This window comes from Sphingobacterium mizutaii (genome assembly GCF_900187125.1).
Classification (GTDB): domain Bacteria; phylum Bacteroidota; class Bacteroidia; order Sphingobacteriales; family Sphingobacteriaceae; genus Sphingobacterium; species Sphingobacterium mizutaii.
Genome location: NZ_LT906468.1, coordinates 3,560,036 through 3,579,707 on the forward strand (window position 1 = coordinate 3,560,036; position 19,672 = coordinate 3,579,707).

General features: G+C 40.6%; 20 protein-coding genes and 1 tRNA gene. 10 read left to right on the top strand and 11 right to left on the bottom strand.

Features of this window, described 5'->3' with window-relative positions; all coding sequences use genetic code 11:
- Positions 1-6: 6 nt before the first annotated feature.
- From creD to CKW03_RS15385, 4 genes are read right to left on the bottom strand one after another with little or no spacing between them, the layout of a single operon-like run.
- Positions 7-1,500, bottom strand: a complete 1,494-nt coding sequence (gene creD, locus CKW03_RS15370) for a cell envelope integrity protein CreD (RefSeq protein WP_093098440.1) — start codon at positions 1,498-1,500, stop codon at positions 7-9.
- The gene (locus CKW03_RS15375) at positions 1,490-1,996 is read right to left on the bottom strand and encodes a Coq4 family protein (RefSeq protein ID WP_157739544.1); all 507 of its coding nucleotides are present in this window, start codon (positions 1,994-1,996) and stop codon (positions 1,490-1,492) included. The genes creD and CKW03_RS15375 overlap by 11 nt, the downstream gene beginning before the upstream one ends.
- 53 nt (positions 1,997-2,049) lie before the next feature.
- The gene (locus CKW03_RS15380) at positions 2,050-2,346 is read right to left on the bottom strand and encodes a winged helix-turn-helix domain-containing protein (RefSeq protein WP_373865687.1); all 297 of its coding nucleotides are present in this window, start codon (positions 2,344-2,346) and stop codon (positions 2,050-2,052) included.
- Between the two features lie 2 nt (positions 2,347-2,348).
- Positions 2,349-2,972: a hypothetical protein gene (locus CKW03_RS15385; protein ID WP_093098444.1), complete on the bottom strand. Its 624-nt coding sequence runs from the start codon at positions 2,970-2,972 to the stop codon at positions 2,349-2,351.
- 571 nt (positions 2,973-3,543) lie between these two features.
- Here CKW03_RS15385 and CKW03_RS15395 point away from each other — a divergent pair.
- Positions 3,544-3,625 (top strand) — tRNA-Leu (locus tag CKW03_RS15395).
- A gap of 72 nt (positions 3,626-3,697) precedes the next feature.
- The gene (locus CKW03_RS15400; RefSeq protein WP_093098447.1) at positions 3,698-5,032 is read left to right on the top strand and encodes a trigger factor; all 1,335 of its coding nucleotides are present in this window, start codon (positions 3,698-3,700) and stop codon (positions 5,030-5,032) included.
- A gap of 1,076 nt (positions 5,033-6,108) precedes the next feature.
- Here the strand turns inward: CKW03_RS15400 and CKW03_RS15405 are convergent.
- On the bottom strand, positions 6,109-7,578 hold the full coding sequence (locus CKW03_RS15405; RefSeq protein ID WP_157739546.1) for a DUF3943 domain-containing protein: 1,470 nt from the start codon (positions 7,576-7,578) through the stop codon (positions 6,109-6,111).
- A 165-nt stretch (positions 7,579-7,743) separates the two neighbouring features.
- Between CKW03_RS15405 and CKW03_RS15410 the strand changes: the two genes are divergently transcribed.
- Positions 7,744-8,433, top strand: a complete 690-nt coding sequence (locus CKW03_RS15410; RefSeq protein WP_093098450.1) for a hypothetical protein — start codon at positions 7,744-7,746, stop codon at positions 8,431-8,433.
- A 66-nt stretch (positions 8,434-8,499) separates the two neighbouring features.
- Here CKW03_RS15410 and cysM read toward each other — a convergent pair whose 3' ends face one another.
- Genes cysM through CKW03_RS15435 form a run of 5 tightly spaced genes read right to left on the bottom strand, consistent with a single transcriptional unit; the run spans position 8,500 to position 11,907 of the window.
- Positions 8,500-9,372 (bottom strand): cysteine synthase CysM, encoded by an 873-nt coding sequence (gene cysM, locus CKW03_RS15415; RefSeq protein ID WP_093098451.1) that lies wholly within the window; start codon positions 9,370-9,372, stop codon positions 8,500-8,502.
- The gene (locus CKW03_RS15420; protein WP_373865688.1) at positions 9,372-10,181 is read right to left on the bottom strand and encodes a serine O-acetyltransferase; all 810 of its coding nucleotides are present in this window, start codon (positions 10,179-10,181) and stop codon (positions 9,372-9,374) included. The genes cysM and CKW03_RS15420 overlap by 1 nt, the downstream gene beginning before the upstream one ends.
- Positions 10,182-10,211: 30 nt before the next feature.
- Positions 10,212-10,595 (bottom strand): DUF3037 domain-containing protein, encoded by a 384-nt coding sequence (locus CKW03_RS15425; RefSeq protein WP_093098454.1) that lies wholly within the window; start codon positions 10,593-10,595, stop codon positions 10,212-10,214.
- Entirely contained in the window at positions 10,585-11,373 is a 789-nt protein-coding gene (locus tag CKW03_RS15430) for a HipA family kinase (RefSeq protein ID WP_373865689.1), read from the bottom strand. The genes CKW03_RS15425 and CKW03_RS15430 overlap by 11 nt, the downstream gene beginning before the upstream one ends.
- Complete coding sequence (locus tag CKW03_RS15435) at positions 11,374-11,907, bottom strand: DUF4269 domain-containing protein (RefSeq protein WP_093098456.1); 534 nt, start codon at positions 11,905-11,907, stop codon at positions 11,374-11,376.
- A gap of 127 nt (positions 11,908-12,034) precedes the next feature.
- Here CKW03_RS15435 and CKW03_RS15440 point away from each other — a divergent pair, with 127 nt between their 5' ends.
- The 5 genes from CKW03_RS15440 (at position 12,035) to CKW03_RS15460 (ending at position 16,004) form a co-directional block, all read left to right on the top strand.
- A complete protein-coding gene (locus tag CKW03_RS15440) occupies positions 12,035-12,574 on the top strand; it encodes a DUF1599 domain-containing protein (protein WP_093098517.1) in 540 nt (179 codons plus the stop codon).
- A gap of 8 nt (positions 12,575-12,582) precedes the next feature.
- Positions 12,583-13,788 carry a BT_3928 family protein gene (locus tag CKW03_RS15445; protein ID WP_093098457.1) on the top strand — a complete coding sequence of 402 codons (1,206 nt, stop codon included), beginning with the start codon at positions 12,583-12,585 and terminating at the stop codon, positions 13,786-13,788.
- The gene (locus CKW03_RS15450) at positions 13,785-14,315 is read left to right on the top strand and encodes a shikimate kinase (RefSeq protein WP_236736502.1); all 531 of its coding nucleotides are present in this window, start codon (positions 13,785-13,787) and stop codon (positions 14,313-14,315) included. Before CKW03_RS15445 ends, CKW03_RS15450 begins: the two co-directional genes overlap by 4 nt.
- Positions 14,305-15,258 (top strand): glycerophosphodiester phosphodiesterase family protein, encoded by a 954-nt coding sequence (locus CKW03_RS15455; protein ID WP_236736503.1) that lies wholly within the window; start codon positions 14,305-14,307, stop codon positions 15,256-15,258. Before CKW03_RS15450 ends, CKW03_RS15455 begins: the two co-directional genes overlap by 11 nt.
- 158 nt (positions 15,259-15,416) lie before the next feature.
- Positions 15,417-16,004, top strand: a complete 588-nt coding sequence (locus tag CKW03_RS15460; RefSeq protein ID WP_093098522.1) for a putative outer membrane beta-barrel protein — start codon at positions 15,417-15,419, stop codon at positions 16,002-16,004.
- A gap of 120 nt (positions 16,005-16,124) precedes the next feature.
- Here CKW03_RS15460 and CKW03_RS15465 read toward each other — a convergent pair whose 3' ends face one another.
- A complete protein-coding gene (locus CKW03_RS15465; RefSeq protein WP_093098459.1) occupies positions 16,125-17,612 on the bottom strand; it encodes a succinyl-CoA:acetate CoA-transferase ScpC in 1,488 nt (495 codons plus the stop codon).
- Positions 17,613-17,998: 386 nt separating this feature from the next.
- Between CKW03_RS15465 and CKW03_RS15470 the strand changes: the two genes are divergently transcribed.
- Positions 17,999-18,778, top strand: a complete 780-nt coding sequence (locus tag CKW03_RS15470) for an AraC family transcriptional regulator (RefSeq protein WP_236736504.1) — start codon at positions 17,999-18,001, stop codon at positions 18,776-18,778.
- Positions 18,779-18,788: 10 nt separating this feature from the next.
- Entirely contained in the window at positions 18,789-19,646 is an 858-nt protein-coding gene (locus CKW03_RS15475) for a 3-keto-disaccharide hydrolase (protein WP_236736505.1), read from the top strand.
- Positions 19,647-19,672 lie beyond the last annotated feature (26 nt).

Below are 19,672 nucleotides of genomic sequence, written 5' to 3' on the forward strand. Positions count from 1 at the left end.
ACCTTATCATTGCTTTTCAAATTGATACCAGTTAATTTTTGTTGAAATGCGCATTAATACCGCCAAGATGATGAATAGACCAATGGTTCCAACGATTAAAGAGTAGTCGCGTAATTGAAGCAGTACAAAGATAAAACTATAGAATAGCGCTAATATGGCGGCAAAGTTCAAGGCCGATTTCATATCCTTGGTTATTGCTTTGATAAACGAAGAAATCAGGATAATTGTTGCAATTGCTGCAATTAAATATGCAAAATTAAATCCAATATGTTCTGAAATTGCCAGTAATAGGGCGTAAAACAGCACCATGGCAAAACCGATCAATACATACTGTATGATATGCACACGCTGTTTTTTGATGATTTCCATAAAGACTAAGGAAACAAAAGTCAAGGCGATCACCAAAGCACCATATTTGGTCACTCGGGTGGCTTTCTGATAATTGTCTACTTGAGGCAAGAAGTTAACTTGAACCATGTCATAATCATTAGCGGTCAACTGATTGTCCGTGCTAGCGCTCTGTGGTTCTGGAAACGTACGTGCAGCGTATTCATTAGGGTGTGCATCTTCGTCAGAAAGATCGATATTCTGGAAGTTATAGATCTTATAAGGTTCTCCTGTCCATTGTTGAGCTTGTTTCCTGCTGAAATCTGGAATGGTCCAGTTGGCTTTAAAGCTTTCCGCAACTTCACGCTCATCTGGTAAAAAGTTACCATTGAAGCTCGGGTTTGCCCAATTACCATTCACATTGATCTTCGTGTTTTTTGCCAAAGGCAGGAAGTTCAATGATATGGAACCTTTCAGGTCAAAAGTGATCTCGAAAGACTTGTTCAAGGCTTCATTGTTTTCTAACGGAAGGTCAACGGTCAAGTTCTGTTTGAACAGATCAATGTCCAGGTCATATTTACCCATCTCCATAGATTTGCCATCCCATTTAAATGCTGGATTTTCAGACAGCCCTTTTACATCCTGGATCCCAAATACCAATTTTGCATCTTGCCACTTTAGATCCGTTGGCAGTACCTTTAGCTTACTGAAATCAAAGGATTCGAAATTCCCCTTGACATTGATCTTCGAGGTATAGACGATGGCTTGATAGATGCCACGTTTTAAGGGTTCTGGTTCTACAGTAGCTGTAATCTGTGTCTGGTCTGCCATCATAAAGGCATATTCGGTCACTACCGTAGTGACCAACGTACTGGTTCCAGTACCTTCTCCATCACTTTTCATCCTTTCTCTAACCACCTCATAAGGAACAGCTATGATTGGACTTGTGATCACTTGGTCCATCCCCCATTTCCTTGCTATCTCTGTAGATACATTCGTTTCTCTATTGTTGCGTTCTGAAATCAAATCTCCGATCAAGCCCAATGGAATGAGCAGGATTAACATAAGAAAGAAAATGATGAAGATCTTAACGACCAATGAAGACGTGATTTTTTCGATCAGGGATTTTTGAGAACTGTTCTCCAATCCCTCGTTAGTTGAATTATTTTCCATGTTGAATAGGATTTACTTGTAGTTTTAGTTGTTTTTTATCTAGTGATAGTTGTAATGTGCTCAGTGATTCATTAAGGAATGTCTTAAACTCAATATGATGGAATTTATGCATGGCCTTGCCCTTTCTATACGATGACCAATAATGTGCGCTATGTTCCGGAAACACAAAGGTTCCGATAAAGATCATCGCCAGCAGGTACAAGCTCAGCTTTCCATTTCCGAACAAAAGGTATTGCATGGCAATTTCATCCGAAATTTCCGTACCAGTCTCCGTGATCAAGTGAAAGACATCATGGTTTTCCAGTTTAGGCATGACATCAAAACCCTTTTCCTTGTAGAACATTCCTAAGGCATAGCCTAAACTTCCCTCTTGATATTCCAAAAACTCTTCTTTCTTGATCCCCCAAGCTGCCTTATATCCTTTAAACAGCTCTGCATACAATCTGGATGACCAATTGTACAGGAATAGCATAAATTTCAATCTTAGTCCTCTCATATTTAACATTTATAAAGTACTTTGTGTTTCAAAGTAGATAAACAAAAAAAAATCTATTTATATTGTTGTTTGATTAAACTCTCTAAAGCAATGATATGATTTTCAAATGCTTTAGCACCCTTATCCGTCTTACTGTAACTTGTATTTGGCTTACGATCTATGAAGGTTTTGGTCACTAAAATATAGCCCTCCTTTTCCAGATTCTTAAGGTTTGAAGCGAGGTTACCATCGGTCACCTCCAACAGTTCCTTGAGCGAATTGAAATCATAGGAGTCATTGGCCATCAGGATACTCATGATTTGTAGCCTAACCCTATTTTCAAAAACCTTGTCATATAATGTTAAATCCAAGCTCACTTTCTTTCGTACTTTTTATGGACAATTAACCCGTAAACGATATGTAGAACGCCAAAACCTAAGGCCCAAAATACGACGCCATATCCAGGGAAGGCCAAAGCTAACAAGCCTAATACAATTTCCAAAATCCCAAGTACCCTAACTTCTCGAAAAGTGAACACACTGGCCGCCGCTAGCGACAGTCCATAAAAAATCAACAAAGTGGAGGCTACTAAACCAAAAACATCTTTACTGATCAGGATAATGGAAAACAAACCACCTGTCACCAATGGAATCGCCATCGCTTTCAAGAGGGTCTTACTGGTCGGGTTCCAAATGCTCTGCCCAGCTTTCTTTGCTTTTGCCCTAGCCATGCTCACCCCTACCGTCACGGAAATTAACAAGACCAAAATGGCGATGATGATCAATTTCCAGAGTACCTGCTCATCGAGCACATAATAGTCACGGTATCCAAACAAACTCTTGGTTCCATATACCACAAAATATGCAGCTGCTGATCCCAATAAAGCTAAACAACCGATCAATACGCCAGAAAGTCCACTGATGGACATAAATTTCGATGATTTCTCCATCATGGAGCGGATCTGGCCTATTTCTTTTAAGATATCTTTCTGGTCCATAAAAGTACTTTGTGTTTCAAAGTAAAGGAGAAAAAAGTACTTGCGCAAATATTTTTTCAAAATTTTTTAAAAGCCTCCCCTATTCCATCAATAAATCCAAGATCTTAAAAGCCTGTTTTTTATCCAATTTTTGGTCTTAAGCCTTCGGACCTCGCTTTACCCTTGTTCGAGGCATATTCGGAAAATTCGGAATATGCCTCGAATAAGGTCAAAATAAGCTCCAATATCCTAGTCAGAATTTTAGAAGGAATCCTTATTACTATAGAATATGGTTTATTGATTTATTATATAAAGGGAGCAATACCCTTCCCCCTATCCATATTTCTGGGAGGCTATTCTTTTAATTTTCCATATTTAGGAAGAGCAAAAGCGGAGGTTTACCGGTCGGGATCACTGCAAAAGCAGGATGATCTTCCCGTATTTTGAGCTTAGTCTGGTCCATTTTCAATGTTTTTTAAAAAATTAGGCTTTAAGAGACAAAGAGTTACAAAAAAACACAGAAAAAAGAGAAGAAAAAGCTTGACATATATAGGTTTGGTTTCTATCTTTGTGGCTCAATAAAATCCTAACTGCGGAAGTGGCGTAATTGGTAGCCGCACCAGACTTAGGATCTGGCGCCGCGAGGCGTGGGGGTTCGAGTCCCTTCTTCCGCACTTGATGTCCTCCTGAAAACAAAATATCAGGAGGACTTTTTTTTATTAATTGCGAAAAGCTAAAACAAGAGTATGAATATTTCACACCAGAACATTGATGACATCAACGCTAGTATCCAAGTGGAAATAGCGCCTGAGGACTATAATCCACAGGTTGATAAAGCAATTAAAGACCAAGCAAAACAAGCTAAATTACCAGGATTCCGCCCAGGAATGGTTCCTACTGGACATATCAAACGTATGTACGGTAAAGCGATCTTATTTGATGAGATCAATAAAATTATCAATGATAAAATTGCTGAATACATCGGTGAGCAAAAACTGGAAGTATTAGGCCAACCTCTTCCTAAAGAAGAAGACAAAGACGGTCAATACAACTGGGATTTCAAAGATACTTTTAAATTCGATTACGAGATCGGTTTAGCTCCTCAGTTTGACATTCCTTTCTCAGCAGAGACGGAATTCACTGAATACGACATCAAAGCTGATGAAGCGACGCTTACTGAGCGTATCAAAAACTTACGTCGTAGCTATGGTAAAATGACCAACCCTGAAGTTTCTGAAGAAGGTGACGTTCTTTACGCTACTTTGAAACAAGATAAAGAAGACGGTATCGAAAAAACAACTTCAATCCGTACGGATATCATTGAAGATGCCAAAATCAAAAAATCATTGGTTGGCTTGAAAAAAGATGATACTGCAAAAGTTGACGTGAAGAAAGCATTCAAAGTTGCTGATCTTGCTCGTATCTTAGGTATCACTGAAGATGAGGCTGAAAACTTAGACGTTACTAAATTCGAATTGACGGTTAAAAACATCAATAGATTAGAAGAGTCTGACTTGAACCAAGAGTTCTTCGACAAATTGTTCCCTGCTGGTGAAGTAACCACAGAAGAGCAATTCAACGAAAAAGTAAAAGAAGAAGTTGAAAACCTATTCAAACAAAACTCAGCTCAAAAATTACGCAACGATATGTATACTTTCGGTATGGATAAAGTTGACGCTAAATTCCCTGAGGACTTCTTGAAAAAATGGTTAAAAGCAACTAACCCTAACTTGGATGCTACTGAAATCGAAGAAGGTTTCGAAGATTTCTTGAACAACTTGAAATGGACGATCATCGAAAACCGCATCGTTACAGCAAACAACTTAGAAGTAAAATATGATGAGGTTGTTGATTTGGCGAAAGAACGCATCTACGCGCAAATCAAAATGTACAACATCAACGAAGAGCCAACTGATGAGCAATTGCAACAATTCGCAATGCAATTATTAGGCGACAGAGAGCAAGCTAACCGTTTGTTCGAAGAAGTAAAAGCTTTAAAAGTGTTCGATCAATTGAAAGATACAGTGAAAATCAAATCTAAAAAGATCGATTTCGACAAATTCGAAAAGCTTGACAAATAAGCATTACAAGAATTAGTTATAAAATAAAAAAAGGTTAACGGAGCAATTTCGTTAACCTTTTTTTGTAGTATTTAGTAGTAAGTATTTAGTATTTAGACTCGGGGGGCTTTAAACGAAGGGAATGGGAAGGTAGGCTATTTGAACCAGGATTAATGGGATGAGAGGATGGGCCAAGATTTAGGGAAAGAACCAGGATTTAACAGATTCGAGGATAGACCATGATTTGGATCAACATTTCGCTGGAAAATCCCCAATACGCCCGCACCTTCGGTTAAATAACTGTAAACTATTTTGAACCAGGATGCCCTTCGACGCCGCTCAGGGTACGGGATGGGAGGATGGGCCAAGATTAGGGAAAGAACCAGGATTTAACAGATTCGAGGATAGACCATGATTTGGATCAACATTTCGCTGGAAAATCCCCAATACGCCCGCACCTTCGGTTAAATAACTGTAAACTATTTTGAACCAGGATGCCCTTCGACGCCGCTCAGGATACGGGATGGGAGGATGGGCCAAGATTAGGGAAAGAACAAGGATTTAACAGATTCGAGGATAGACCATGATTTGGATCAACATTTCGCTGGAAAATCCCCAATACGGTAGGGGCGAATTGAATTCGCCCGCCACATGCAGGCACATATGTTGGAGGTTATAAGACTCCAATAAATCGTTTCTAATATATCAATAACCTACAAAAAAATGGTTTCCTCATCTTTCGATTTCGGATGACCCAATCTTTCAAAAAAAACAAAAAATAGATTCTTCGTTTTACTCTGAATCCCTCTCTGGAATATCCAATTCTGAACGATCAGTGAAGAATCTGTACGTTTCTCCTCCCTTAGATCCTGTCATCCTTAACCGAAGGTTAAGGAACTGTACACCAATACCATCATTGTTGGGATAATTCCGAGATTCTTCGTACCTCAGAATGCACGGAAATCAATGATTTTGAGGTTTATCGCATACGCCCGCCACATGCAGGCACATATGTTGGAGATCATTAAGACTCTTCTAAGTCACTTCTATTCCATCATTCAACAACAAAAAAATGGTTACCTCATCTTACTTAATTTCTAGAAAAATATATTATACCCAACCGACAACCTACCATAAGGATACTCACGATTAAAGTCTGGATATTGCTGTTCATAGAAATGCCCCTGGAGGTTGAAATAACCAGAGCTCAGGTTGATGGACCAACGTTTATATAATCTCAAGCTGGCTTCTACATTCAGTCCATGGAGGACGTAGTATGAGTCCGTACCCGATATAGTGAAAAACACCCCACCGTTATAGTCGGCACTTAGAATAAAGCGATCTAAGAGCATCAAATCTCCACGGAACCTATATGATGCTCCGGGGCCATAATTGTAGTTCCTACTGGCTCCATACAGCAAATATGGATCAGGAACTGCCGCCAATATCACCGCACCAGCTCCAACAGACAGGTTCAAGCGATTGCCTTTTTTATATCTGAATTCAGACAGCCAATTATAGTTCAAACTTTGTCCGCCGTAAAAGAAGGCATCGTTGTTATAGAAATCGTAATGGGCATTCAAGGTACCATAATGATCCCCTTTTTTAGACTTGAAGAATTTTGCACCATAAAGCAAGGCATGTACATGGACTCCATTGATAAATGAACTATCTCCATTCCCCAATTCTAGGTTTACAGAGAACTGATCGAAAGGTCTTTTATAGTTATGGTCACCATTACTATAAATAAATCGCAAACGACCGTAAAAAGCATTCTTTCCTTCATTCAGGAAATCACCTTCCTTGGCATCGAAACGTCGCACGCCTAAATCCAGTTCCGCTTTGATGACCGAAGAATCCGCTCCATAATAATCATCGATCGGTTTACCCCACTTGCCATCCAATAAGCGATTCAAACCGTTGATAGGATTCACCAATGTCGCTACGATCTCGTTTCCGATCCTATTATGGTCGGTACGATTTCTTGCTAGGATATTTCGGGATACCCGATGCATCATTTCGCCCATCAAAATCCCTCCAAAAGTCGTATTGACTAAATCATTGATGGAAGGGTGCTGGGTTTCCCCTGCGGTCTCCCAGATATAACTACCAGCTACAGTGGCTAGTGAGGATTGGTAAAAGTTGTAACCATTACTTCGGAACGCATTGAAATAAATCTGTCCATGGAAAGGGTGGTCAATCTGATTAGTGGTAAATTGATTATCATCCCAGTCCCAGGCACTGAATCGCTGATGGTCCAAAAAGTTCTGGAAACTGATATATGAATAAGGATCTTTCGTAATAAAGCGATTGAAGGAAGCCGGTAAAGCTTGGGCCAAAAACCATTGGGTTCCTGCTCGCCAGAATTTCTTTTCCCTCTTGGGATTCAGGTCCCATTCTAAGGTATCCTTGATAAACGCAGGTTCATCGGGAAGGACAGTTAGGCTGTCTTTTCTAAATTGGATCGTATCAGTAACTGACTTGGTCTCTACCTGAGCTAAAGATTTTAAAGTGGATAAAATTAAGACCCACGTGAGAAGAAATAGTGTCCTGTGATTTAGTTGCAATGTAATAGAAGTTAAATTTGGCGTAAAATTAATGTATTAGCCTGAAACCATAAACTCAAATTTCGATTCCTACCCATTCGTGACAAAGCTTTTTGTCAAGCTCAAAACAGTTTGCCCTTTAAATGGTTTTAATTATATTTAAAGGTTAACCAACAGAATCACAACATGAAAAGATTATTTTTAAGTTTGGCCATTCTGCTGATGGGCTTTGCAGTCATAGCTCAATCCAAGCAGCCCCTACATGGAGCTTACCTCGCAAAAGATGGAAATGTCAATCACCTATGGCTATTTGTCGATGGCTATAGTTCCTATATCCAATATGAGGACAATAAGTATATTTCCACCTGGGGAGGTCCATTTAGCACAGCAAACAATGGAATCCAGGTAAAAGTGGAATATAATGATGCCAATCCCGCTGAGATCGGTACCGAAAAGGCCACGAATGCCCAATTGGATGGCAAAGGCATCAAAATGGGGAACCTGAACTTCACAAAACAAACCGCCAATAAACAGGATTTGGATGGTTTGTGGCGAATAACCGGCAGGAAAGAAAAAGATAAAATGTCAACCATACCTCGCGGCGATAGAAAAACCATCAAAATATTGGTAGATGGCTATTTCCAATGGATTGCCATCAATCCTGCGGAAAAGGGATTTTATGGTACCGGTGGAGGAAAATATAGTTTTAAGGATAAGAAATATACCGAGAACATCTTATTCTTCTCCCGAGACAATAGCCGGGTCGGCGCTTCCTTGTCCTTTGATGGCGAAATCAAAGATGGCGCTTGGAACCACAGTGGCTTGAGCTCAAAAGGTGACCCGATCTTTGAGATCTGGTCTAGGGACAATAAATAGAGACTTTAACATAAAAAGAATCGGGGCTTTCAAATGAAAGCCCCGATTCTTTTTTATCAATATCTCTTAACCAAAGAGGTCTGAACTGAGGTATCGATCGCCTCTATCACACACGATAAATACGATAATGCCTTCATCGATTTCATTGGCTACGGTCAAGGCTGCTTGGAAAGCTCCTCCTGAGCTCATACCTGCAAATACCCCTTCTTTTCTAGCCAATTCCCTTGCTCTCTGGGTTGCATCTTTTTGGTCGATGTCTATAATACGATCCACTCTACTTGGATCAAAAATCTTGGGAAGATATTCCTCTGGCCATCTTCTGATGCCGGGAATAGATGATTCCTCAGTCGGTTGACAGCCGACGATCTGAACCTCAGGATTCTGACCTTTCAAATAGATCGAACAGCCCATGATGGTACCGGTAGTTCCCATTGCACTCACAAAGTGTGTAATCTTGCCATCGGTATCTCGCCAGATCTCAGGCCCGGTGGTCTTGACATGTGCTTCGTAATTGTCGGGGTTGGAAAATTGATTGAGAATGAAATATTCACCCGTTGCAGCTTTTTCTTCAGCATAATCACGGCTTACTTCCATATTGTCCAACAAAGTAACTTTTCCACCAAAAGCTTCCATGGTCAAGGTCCTTTCCCTTGTCGAAGTAGAGGGCATTACGAGCTCAATCTCTAATCCATACATACTGGCGATCATGGCCAAGGCAATACCTGTATTGCCACTGGTCGCTTCAATCAATTTGCTGTCTTTATTGATTTCGCCACGTTCCATCGCAGAACGGATCATATTTAATGCAGCACGGTCTTTTACCGAGCCGCCGGGATTATTCCCTTCTAATTTTGCATATATTTTCACCTTTGGGTTGTCATGAAATCCTTTGATTTCCACCATCGGTGTATTTCCAATTAAGTCTATAATATTCGCCATTATGCTAAAGGTTTAGAATCAATAAATTTAGAATTAGGTTGATGATATACGGTGGTATAAGGGTCAACGCTACTAGTCAACCATACATTCCCCCCTATCACCGAGTGATGGCCTACAACGGTTTCACCACCCAAGATGGTCGCTCCGGCGTAGATGATGACATGGTCCTCAATAATGGGATGACGCTGGGTATTGGCCATGTTCTTTTCCACACTCAAGGCACCTAAAGTTACTCCTTGGTACAACTTGACATGTTTTCCGATCCTACAGGTTTCACCAATCACGATACCGGTACCATGGTCGATATGTAGGTATTCATCGATAAATGCTCCCGGATGGATATCGATACCCGTTTTGGAATGTGCATGTTCCGTTAAGATCCGTGGAATCAATGGGATTCCTTGGATCCATAGTTCATTGGCCAATCGGTAGATACTGATCGCCAAAAAGCCGGGATAAGTACGGATTACCTCATTCAAGCTCTGTGCTGCCGGGTCGCCTTCCATAATGGCTTCGGCATCGGTCAGCATGCGCTGATAGATGGAAGGAAGGTTGGCAAAGAACTTTTCGGACACTTTTTTGATATTGCAGCTGGAGCATGCTTTCGTTTTGAAGAGCAAAAGATAAAGATCCGCTTCAGCTTGCTTAAAGGCAGCTTCAATTTCCTGAACCGTATTGAAAGTTCTTGAATTTCGTTCAGGGAACAACAGGTGCAGCAATTCTATTGCCCAATGGGCAATCGCCTTATTACTGGGCATATCTTGGACTGCCTGTTGTTTCTCGTATATATGTTGATAAAAATCCTCCATTATCATGGGTAGGTTGAATTATTTTAAAATTTAAAGTACTAGTTTTTCAAATAGTTCCTGATGTGTTTTTTCAGCATCTAAGCATAAGCCTGGATGAACGGCAGAGCATTGGATCAGGGTGCTCCGTTTTGCGGTTAACCAACGAAAACGTTCCGTTTGGTCCAATTGGGCAAGGGCTCCACCCGCTTTGCTACCTAAACAGACTTGCTTCATGGATTCCAAATGAGCCCGTATCTGATCAAAGTCAATATCCTTACATAACAATTCGCAGCGGCCTTCATCCACATGGAATAGGATATTGGCATAGCGTTGTTTTCTGCAATACAAGAGCACTCCAACATTGACAAACTCCTCCCTTTCGACACGAGGGACCAGTCTAACTACAGCATATTCGTATAATGTCCTATCCTGCATGTTGAATTTGATTTACAAAAATTTCAGAATGGCTAGCTCTTCTAGAAATAAACTCCACATAAACTTCACGGACCTCATCAGCGCTTAGATGGCGAACCTCATCAATCAACCATTCATCGGGTATTACATCCAGGATTTTCCTGATATTTTCTTTGTTGAACAGCTCTTTATAGGTTGCATCAATCTGGGCTACATCCTTAGCTTTGGATAAGAGGACATGGTCCTTGATCTGTACAAATGGCTTATCGACGGTTTCTTTCCAATTGTCCCAGTTATGGTGGAAATACAATGCTGCACCATGGTCAATCAGCCATAATTCTTTATGCCAGATCAGCATATTGGTGTTTTTCACTGTACGGTCCACATTCATCAGCAGGGCATCCAACCAAACGATCTTGGAGGCTTCTTCAGAAGAAATTTCATCTACATTGGCATCAAAGGTGATCGCCCCATTCAGATAACTAACGCCGAGATTCTTTCCTACAGAAAACTTGAGCAGGTCTTGGATCTCTTCATCCGGTTCAGTTCTGCCAAATCCTTCATCCAGATTGGCATATACCATTTCAGGAACGCGCAGCCCTAAGAACCTAGCGAGTTCGCCACCGATAAATTCGGCAACCAAGGCTTTTTTACCTTGCCCTGCGCCACGGAACTTGATCACATAGCTAAATCCATCATCCGCATCAACCAAGCCAGGCAGTGACCCACCTTCGCGAAAAGGTTGGATATATCGGATGATATTCACCTCTCTTATTTCAGGACTCTTTATTTCCAGCATCTATTCTATGTTATAGTTTAGGAGACCCTCATAAGGATCTCCTTTGATCTTCAATAATTTGGCAAAAGCAGGTTCTGTTTTCATCCCTTGCTCCTTCAACTTGATGATCTGCTTTTTGAATTCCTTGCCAAAGGTTTCTAAAATCCTGGCCTCGATCAGCAGATGTCTATATCCATACTGTTCAGGCACTGGTCTCCCCTCTCCATAGACTTCCAGCAACATATCATCAATTTTAAAGTTAGCAATTCCAACTTCTATTCCACGCACAGTTTCTACTTTAAAGCTGTATCCATTGTGTTTTTCGAAATTTTCATGACATTTTCTTTCAAATTTATCGAGATCATACACCTCACAGGCAATATCCAAATCGCTATTCCATACAGCAATATCAATGGGAATGGTACCGATAAGGATGGGATTGAATTCATGCAAAGCTTGCATAATCTGGTGATTATGGATCAATGCATAAGATTTCCGTTGCAGCGGAGTTCCTTTTTCGAGGTAAGAAAGATCATTAAACCTGGCAGATTCCATCCTTCAAAGTTAATCGAAAGTGCTCATAAATATTGATATTCGAGGAAATTGTACAGCAAAGTGACTTAAAGGTTAAGGATATTCTAGCTATATTTGTGAGACTCATACTATAATGAAAAATCAATTTATGGATACAAATACAGAATACAATCGTATTATCAACATCTGCCAAGAGCTATTTATTAAAAAGACCAAAGACTATGGTACAGCTTGGCGAATTTTACGATTAAGTTCTTTGACTGATCAGATTTACATCAAGGCTGCCCGTATCCGTTCATTGGAAGAAAAGAAGGAGTCAAAAGTTGGCGAAGGTGTAGTCGATGAATTCATTGGTATCATCAATTATTGTGTGATTGCTTTGATTCAATTGGAATTTGGCAATACGGAGAACGAAAACCTAGATCCAAAAATCGTGGAAGAAAAATACAGCGAGAAGGTGAATGAAACTAGGGACCTGATGTTTGCCAAAAACCATGATTATGGAGAAGCTTGGCGAGATATGCGTGTTTCATCGATGACCGATCTGATCTTGATGAAATTGCATCGGGTAAAACAGATTGAGGACAATAATGGCCAAACATTGGTATCAGAAGGATTACAAGCGAACTATCAAGATATGCTGAACTATGCAGTCTTTGCACTGATCAAACTAGGCTTGGCAAAATAACAAACAACATGACTTATACACAGAGCTATTCCCAAACGAAACAACCCAAACCTAATGTTTTATTATGGATTGCTAGAATTCTGGTTGGATTATTATTTATCTTCTCCGGACTGATAAAGGCCAATGATCCGATGGGATTTGGCTATAAGCTGCAAGAATATTTCCATGTGCTCAATCTAGGGTTCCTAAATGACTTTGCCACATGGATTGCAATTTTCCTTTGTGCGCTTGAGATCATCTTAGGTGGTCTATTGATTTTGGGGATTGCAGGTAAGAAAGTGGCTTGGGGCTTATTGCTTCTGATCATATTTTTTACGTTTTTGACCTTTTACTCCGCATTTTTTGAAGTAGTCAAATCTTGTGGATGTTTTGGTGATGCCATCCCATTGACCCCTTGGCAGTCATTCTTTAAGGACCTGATCTTATTATTGCTAATTGTATACATCTTTTTGAAAAGGGATCAGATCAAGCCATTTATCAGAAGCCTGTTTACCAGGAATCTGCTAGCTGCTTTAATTATCCTGGGCTCTTTTGGAATTGGTATCTACACCTATTACTTCCTTCCATTCAAGGATTTTCTTCCATACAAGGAGGGAAATAACATTCCAGAATTGATGAAAGCACCAGAAGGTGCTGAACCGGATGTATTCGAACATATCTATGAACTGAAGAATAAAACGACCAATGAGACGAAGAAAGTGACGGACAAGGAGTATATGGGCGATAAGCTTTGGGAGGATGAGAATTGGGAAGTGGTGGGAGATCCACAGACGAGATTGATCAAAAAGGGATATGAGGTTAAGATTCCGGATTTGATTATCACGGATATGGATGGAACTGACCGTACCGAAGAAGTGATTCAAAATCCCTATTATAACTTTATCATTGTCAGCACTGACCTGAAGAAAATGTCTCCATTTGATCTGGCTGCATTAGACCGTATCAACTCGACAATCAGGGACCTTTCTGAGGATTATAATATCAGGGCAATCTTGGCAACAGCTTCGTCTTCTGATGAGGTAAACTACCTGAATGATCAAATGGACCTGGTATTAGAAACTTTCTATGTGGATGCCGTTCCTTTGAAAAGTATGGTAAGGGCTAACCCTGGAGTTATGCTGATGCTGAATGGTACCGTGGTCAAAAAATGGTCGCAGTACAATTTTCCTAGCAAACATGAGTTAATAACTAAATATTTAGACAAAGTAGAATGATTCAGCGACCAGTTTTCTTGATTGGCTTTATGGGAAGTGGGAAGACCACTTGGGGAAAGAAATTGGCGAATGCCTTACAGGTTCCTTTTGTGGACCTTGACCATGAAATCGTTGAGCATATCGGAATGAGTATTTCTGAGTATTTTGCACTGCATGGAGAAGAGAAATTCAGGGAAATTGAAAGAGAGATTCTTCATGCCCAAAAGGATAAATCAGGCATTATATCAACTGGAGGAGGTACGCCATGTTATTTTGAGAACATGGATTGGTTATTGGAAAATGGGACAGTCCTATATCTGAAACATAGCCCAAAATCATTATGGAACAGGTTAAGCCAATCGGATATAAACAAGAGACCAGCCTTGAAAGGATTCACTGGAGAGGAGCTCTTGGCCTTTATTGAAAGCAAACTGGAAGAAAGAAACCCATTCTATGATCGTGCCCATATCTTGGTCGATCAGATCAATACCCCTTTGGAAGAGTTAGTTTCCTTAGTAAAAGCAAACATTGAATTACATGAGCAATAGAGTTTATTCATCTATTTTTATCGCTTTTATGCTCGCAGTGCTGTCCTCCTCTTGTTTTAGGACCAACAGCTCTGGCAGCATAAACAATATGCCACAGGTGGATCAGGTATTCAACCTGAAGACGGTGGATGACCTGTACCATTTCCTGACTTACAATGAGAACTCCTACCCTTTGGTAAGTGCCCATCGTGGAGGTCCGAGTGATGGTTTTCCTGAAAATGCCATTCCGACATTTGCGGAGGTGGCGAGTAAGATGCCGGCAATCATTGAATGCGATATTGCCATGACCAAGGATTCTGTTTTGGTATTGATGCACGATGAGACCTTGGACCGTACCACAACCGGTAAAGGGAAACTCTCTAGGAAAACTTTTGAGGAGCTGAAAGAATTAAAGCTGAAGGATAACAATGGGGTGGTAACCAATTATAGAATCCCGACCCTTGAAGATGCGCTGCAATGGGGTATTGGCAGGGTCATCTATACCTTGGATGTCAAGAAATCGGTGCCTTATGAAAAAGTGATTGAATTGATCCGTAAGACTAAAGCGGAAGCAAACAGCATCATCATTACCTACTCGGCTAATCAAGCCGAGGTCGTAAACAGATTGGCTCCAGACCTTATGATCTCCGCTACGATCAAGAATACCGATGACCTGAACCGCTTGAGCGAGATGAGCATCCCTGACACCCGATTGATTGCTTTTGTAGGTACGAGAGAGCCAGACACTGCCCTATATACTTTATTGAGACAGCATGGGATAAAATCCATCTTGGGAACCATAGGCAACTTGGACCGCTCTGCGGAAAGAGCCGGATACCAGTTATATGCCGATTTTATAGTAAGAGGTGCGGATGTGCTATCGACTGACCGACCATTTGAAGCCTATAAAGCATTGGATTTCTATATCAAAAAAAGAAACTTAGAATCGCCTTTTATTAATTAATATAATTTTCAGAGAAAATATAGCCTAAGCCTTGTTAATATGGATTAACAAGGTTTTTTATATGTTGTAACCTATATCCTACAAAAGATAAAATTTTATCAATACGAAAACATTATTAATTGCATCTTGTTGATAAGTTAAAAGAAAACAAGATTATTATGAAAAATTTACTACTAACATTAGCCTTATCAGTAGGCTGCTTATCCTATAGCACAGCACAGGTAGAAGTAAAAACCGTACCTCAATCTTCAGCGGATGTTGGTATGGCTCCGATCAGACAAGGAAATTGGATGATTGGTGGATCTGTAGGTAGCTTAGGATATAGCTTTGAGGGAGAATCCTTCAATATCCAGTTGAATCCACGTGCAGGTTACTTTATTTCAGATGGTATTGCAATTGGTGCTCAGGCAAATCTGGGTTTTACTTCGGGAAAAGATGACAACCCTAATAATTGGGGTTATGGTATTTCGCCATTTGTCCGTTATTATTTTCCTGGAGGTGCTAGCGCAACAGGTCGTTTCTTTGGACAGGGTGATGTCGGTATCGGTGGTAGCTCTGCAGGTGATGATGTCTCGTTAAACCTTGGAGCAAATGTAGGTTATGCCCATTTCATCACACAAACAGTGGCATTGGAAGTTATGGCAGGCTACAATTATTCAAAAGCCAATATTAATGCTTCTGGAACTCAGAATGGACTTGGATTGTCCGTTGGTTTCCAGATTTATTTGCCAGGCAGAAACAGATAGTAGAATTAAGACCTTTTCTGGTTTGACCAGATAAGATTTCAATCAAAAATTAAATTCCAAAAAAAAGCTTAGAGAAATTTCTCTAAGCTTTTTTGCAATAAATAAAACAATAGTCTATTATTATTTTTTCATACTTCCTGTTTCATTGAAACGAATATGCCAACTGAAGGCTTCTTCCAACAAATGTGGGGTATGTCCGCCGCGCTCACAAGCACGGTCGAAATAAGATTGTAATTCTTCTCTATAGTCTGGATGCACACAGTTGTCAATGATCTTCTGTGCCCTCTCCCGTGGCGCCAGTCCGCGTAAATCCGCCAGACCGATATCAGTTACCAAGATGTCGACATCGTGCTCTGTGTGGTCTGTATGGGACACCATCGGCAGGATATGCGAAATCTTGTTGTCCTTAGATGCGGCTTGGGTCACGAAAATGCTCAGATAAGCATTCCTTGCGAAATCTCCTGAGCCCCCAATCCCATTCATGATCTTGGTTCCACCGATATGGGTAGAGTTCACATTGCCATAGATATCAAATTCAATAGCGGTATTGATGGCGATGATGCCCAAACGACGGATCAAACCTGGGGTATTGGAAATATTCTGAGGACGAAGCACGAACTTGTCGCGGTATTTCTGCAGGTTATCAAAAACCCTGTCATAGCATTCTTTGGATACAGTAACCGAGGATGCCGATGCAAAGCTCAATTTACCAGCGTCCATTAAGTCAAATGCTGAATCCTGCAATACCTCTGAGAACATGGTCAGGTCATAGAAATTACTATGCAAGAAACCCGTCAATACGGCATTGGCTACTTTTCCGATTCCAGCCTGGATAGGAAGCAATCGATCCGATAAGTGACCTAGATTTACCTCTTCTTCAAAAAACTCCAAGATGTGCTCGGCAATCTTAGTTGTTTTCTCATCAGGTGGAGCGATATCGGCAGGACTATCATGTTGACTGGTAAACACAATGGCAGCTACCTTATCTGGATTTAAAGGAATGGTTTTTCTTCCGATCTTATTCCATGGAGCGACAATTGGGATCACGTTTCTGTGGGGGTAGTCTTCGGCTTGGTAGATATCGTGGATACCATACACATTCTCATGAACAGAAGTATTGATTTCCAGGATTACCTTTTTTGCCAAGGCCGCAAATGTAACAGAGTTTCCTACAGAAGTGGTTGGAACCACACTTCCATCTCTGTCGATATAGGCAACCTCCAAGACAGCGATATCCACATCTGGAAGGTTTTTATTATGTAGGAGTTCGGCACTTTCACTTAAGTGTTGATCAATGAAAAGGACCTCTCCATTGTTGATCTTACTCCTCAGGACAGGGTCTACCTGGAATGGCATCCGCTTTTTCAAGGCACCAGCCTCGGCAAGTTTCCCATCGGTACCATGACCAAGGGATGCTCCTGTCATTAAAGTGATCTTAATATTTTCTTTTTTGGCGCGTTCAGCTAGTGCGGGTAAGATGACCTTACTATCTCCAGCTTTGGTAAATCCACTGGAGCCTACAACCATACCGTCTTCGATTAATTTGACAGCTTCTTCGGCAGTAGTAACTTTTTCTTTGAGTCTTTCGAGACGTATTCTGTCCAACATATCAATACATTTGTGTTCCCTCTAAAAGAGTGAGGCAATATTAGTCAATATTTTATTTAATAAATTATCCATTGTAGCCAGTTACTTTTTTTGATAAAATATAAAGTAACCGATTACTTACCATACATGATTACTATAGAATTCTCGAGGAACTGATAAGAAATAGCCATAGATTGATGTTAGATGCTGTTAATTTAGAGCAAAAGCGATAATAATCAAAAGATGTCGGTATCTTTTTTTTAAAATATTTCAAAAATGTAAGGCAAACACTTGTGGCGTGTGGTCCTGAAAACGCCCTTGTTTTGCTTTTCTCAAATAAAAACAGGAAATTTATCCCACATTAACGCCTCATCTGGATGCAAAAGGAATATATTGATAAATATTATATGACAGAAGTAGATACTTATGACAACAGTATCTATTGTCATCATGCCGTAATGGGAGACTCGGTTACTGAGCACTCACACAAAAAAGGTCAGTTCCTATACACCGAAGGCGGGGTTGTCTTTTTGAAGACTGCCGAGAAGTCTTATTTTCTTCCTGCCAGACATTATATCTGGATCCCTCCTCATGTAAAGCATAGCATACACCCTAGTAGCGCCGAGGTGGTGATGAGAAACCTGTACTTTCCTAAGTACGAGACCGACACAGACTTTTTTGATAAGGTGAATATCTATCCGGTCAACGATCTTTTGATCGAATTGATCATGTTTACCAACCGCTGGAATGGCAATATCTTCCCAGAGGAGGAACCTCGCTATTCTATCGCGAAAGCATTTAAGCTCATCCTTCCCGAGCTTTCCCAAACGGAGCTTCCATTGGCTTTGCCTTATCCCAAGAATGACAAACTCAAACAGATCATTACTTACCTGGAACAGAACATTGCCGAGAACATCAGTTTTAAGAGTTTAGCCGAGCATTTCGATATTTCTGAGCGGACATTGGCTAGATTATTTCAAAAAGAACTGGCAATGTCGTATATTCAGTACTTCACGATCTTAAGGATGTTGACCTCATTGAAACTTCTTTTGGACGACAAACTTAGCGTGAATGAAGTGGCGTTGCGGGTAGGATACAACAGTTTGCCTACATTTAGCAATACCTTTAACAAGGTTATTGGCGTGCGCCCAAGTGAATATGTAAAAAACCGTAATTTACTTTTATAATCCTTAATAAATGAATTTCAAGACCATTATCGCCGGTTTGCTGCTGGGAACTATGTTTTCCTGCTCAGCAACCTCCCAAGTCAACCAAAAAACAACCGTAAAAACCCCTAAACCTATTCAGTTATTTAATGGCAAGGATATCAAAGATTGGACTCCTAAGATTAGATTGCATGAAGTAGGCGACAACTATGCTAATACATTCAGAGTTGAAGATGGGCTTTTGAAAGTGCGTTATGATGGATATGATGATTTTAACCAACAATATGGCCACTTAGCATTCAACAAACCTTATGGTTATTATGTGCTAAGACTGGAATATAGATTTGTAGGCGAGCAGAGCAAAGGTGGTGAAGGCTGGGCATGGGCCAATAGCGGCGCCATGTTACACGGCCAAGACCCTAAAACCATGTTGAAAGACCAAGATTTCCCGATCTCTATCGAAGGACAACTCTTGGGCGGAAACGGCAAGGACGAACGCACAACCTCTAACCTTTGTACTCCCGGAACCAACGTAGTGATCAACGACAAATTATTTACCCCACACTGCTTAAGTTCGAAATCCAAGACTTACCACGGTGACCAATGGGTAACAGCTGAGTTTGTAGTGCTTGGTGATTCATTGATCCAACACGTACTAGATGGACAGGTTGTATTGGAATACAACAAACCGCAAATCGGTGGTGGAAGTGCATCACCAGTGGACCCAAAAGTGAAACAAGACGGAAAATTATTAGATAAAGGCTATATCTATCTGCAAAGTGAAAGCCATCCTATTGATTTCCGCAAGGTTGAACTTTATGACCTAGACTCCTATAAAGGCGACAAACAGAAATTAGACCAGGTAGTGAAGTCTATCCTGAGTAAATAAGAATCCATCCATAAAAAAGCGTCGCT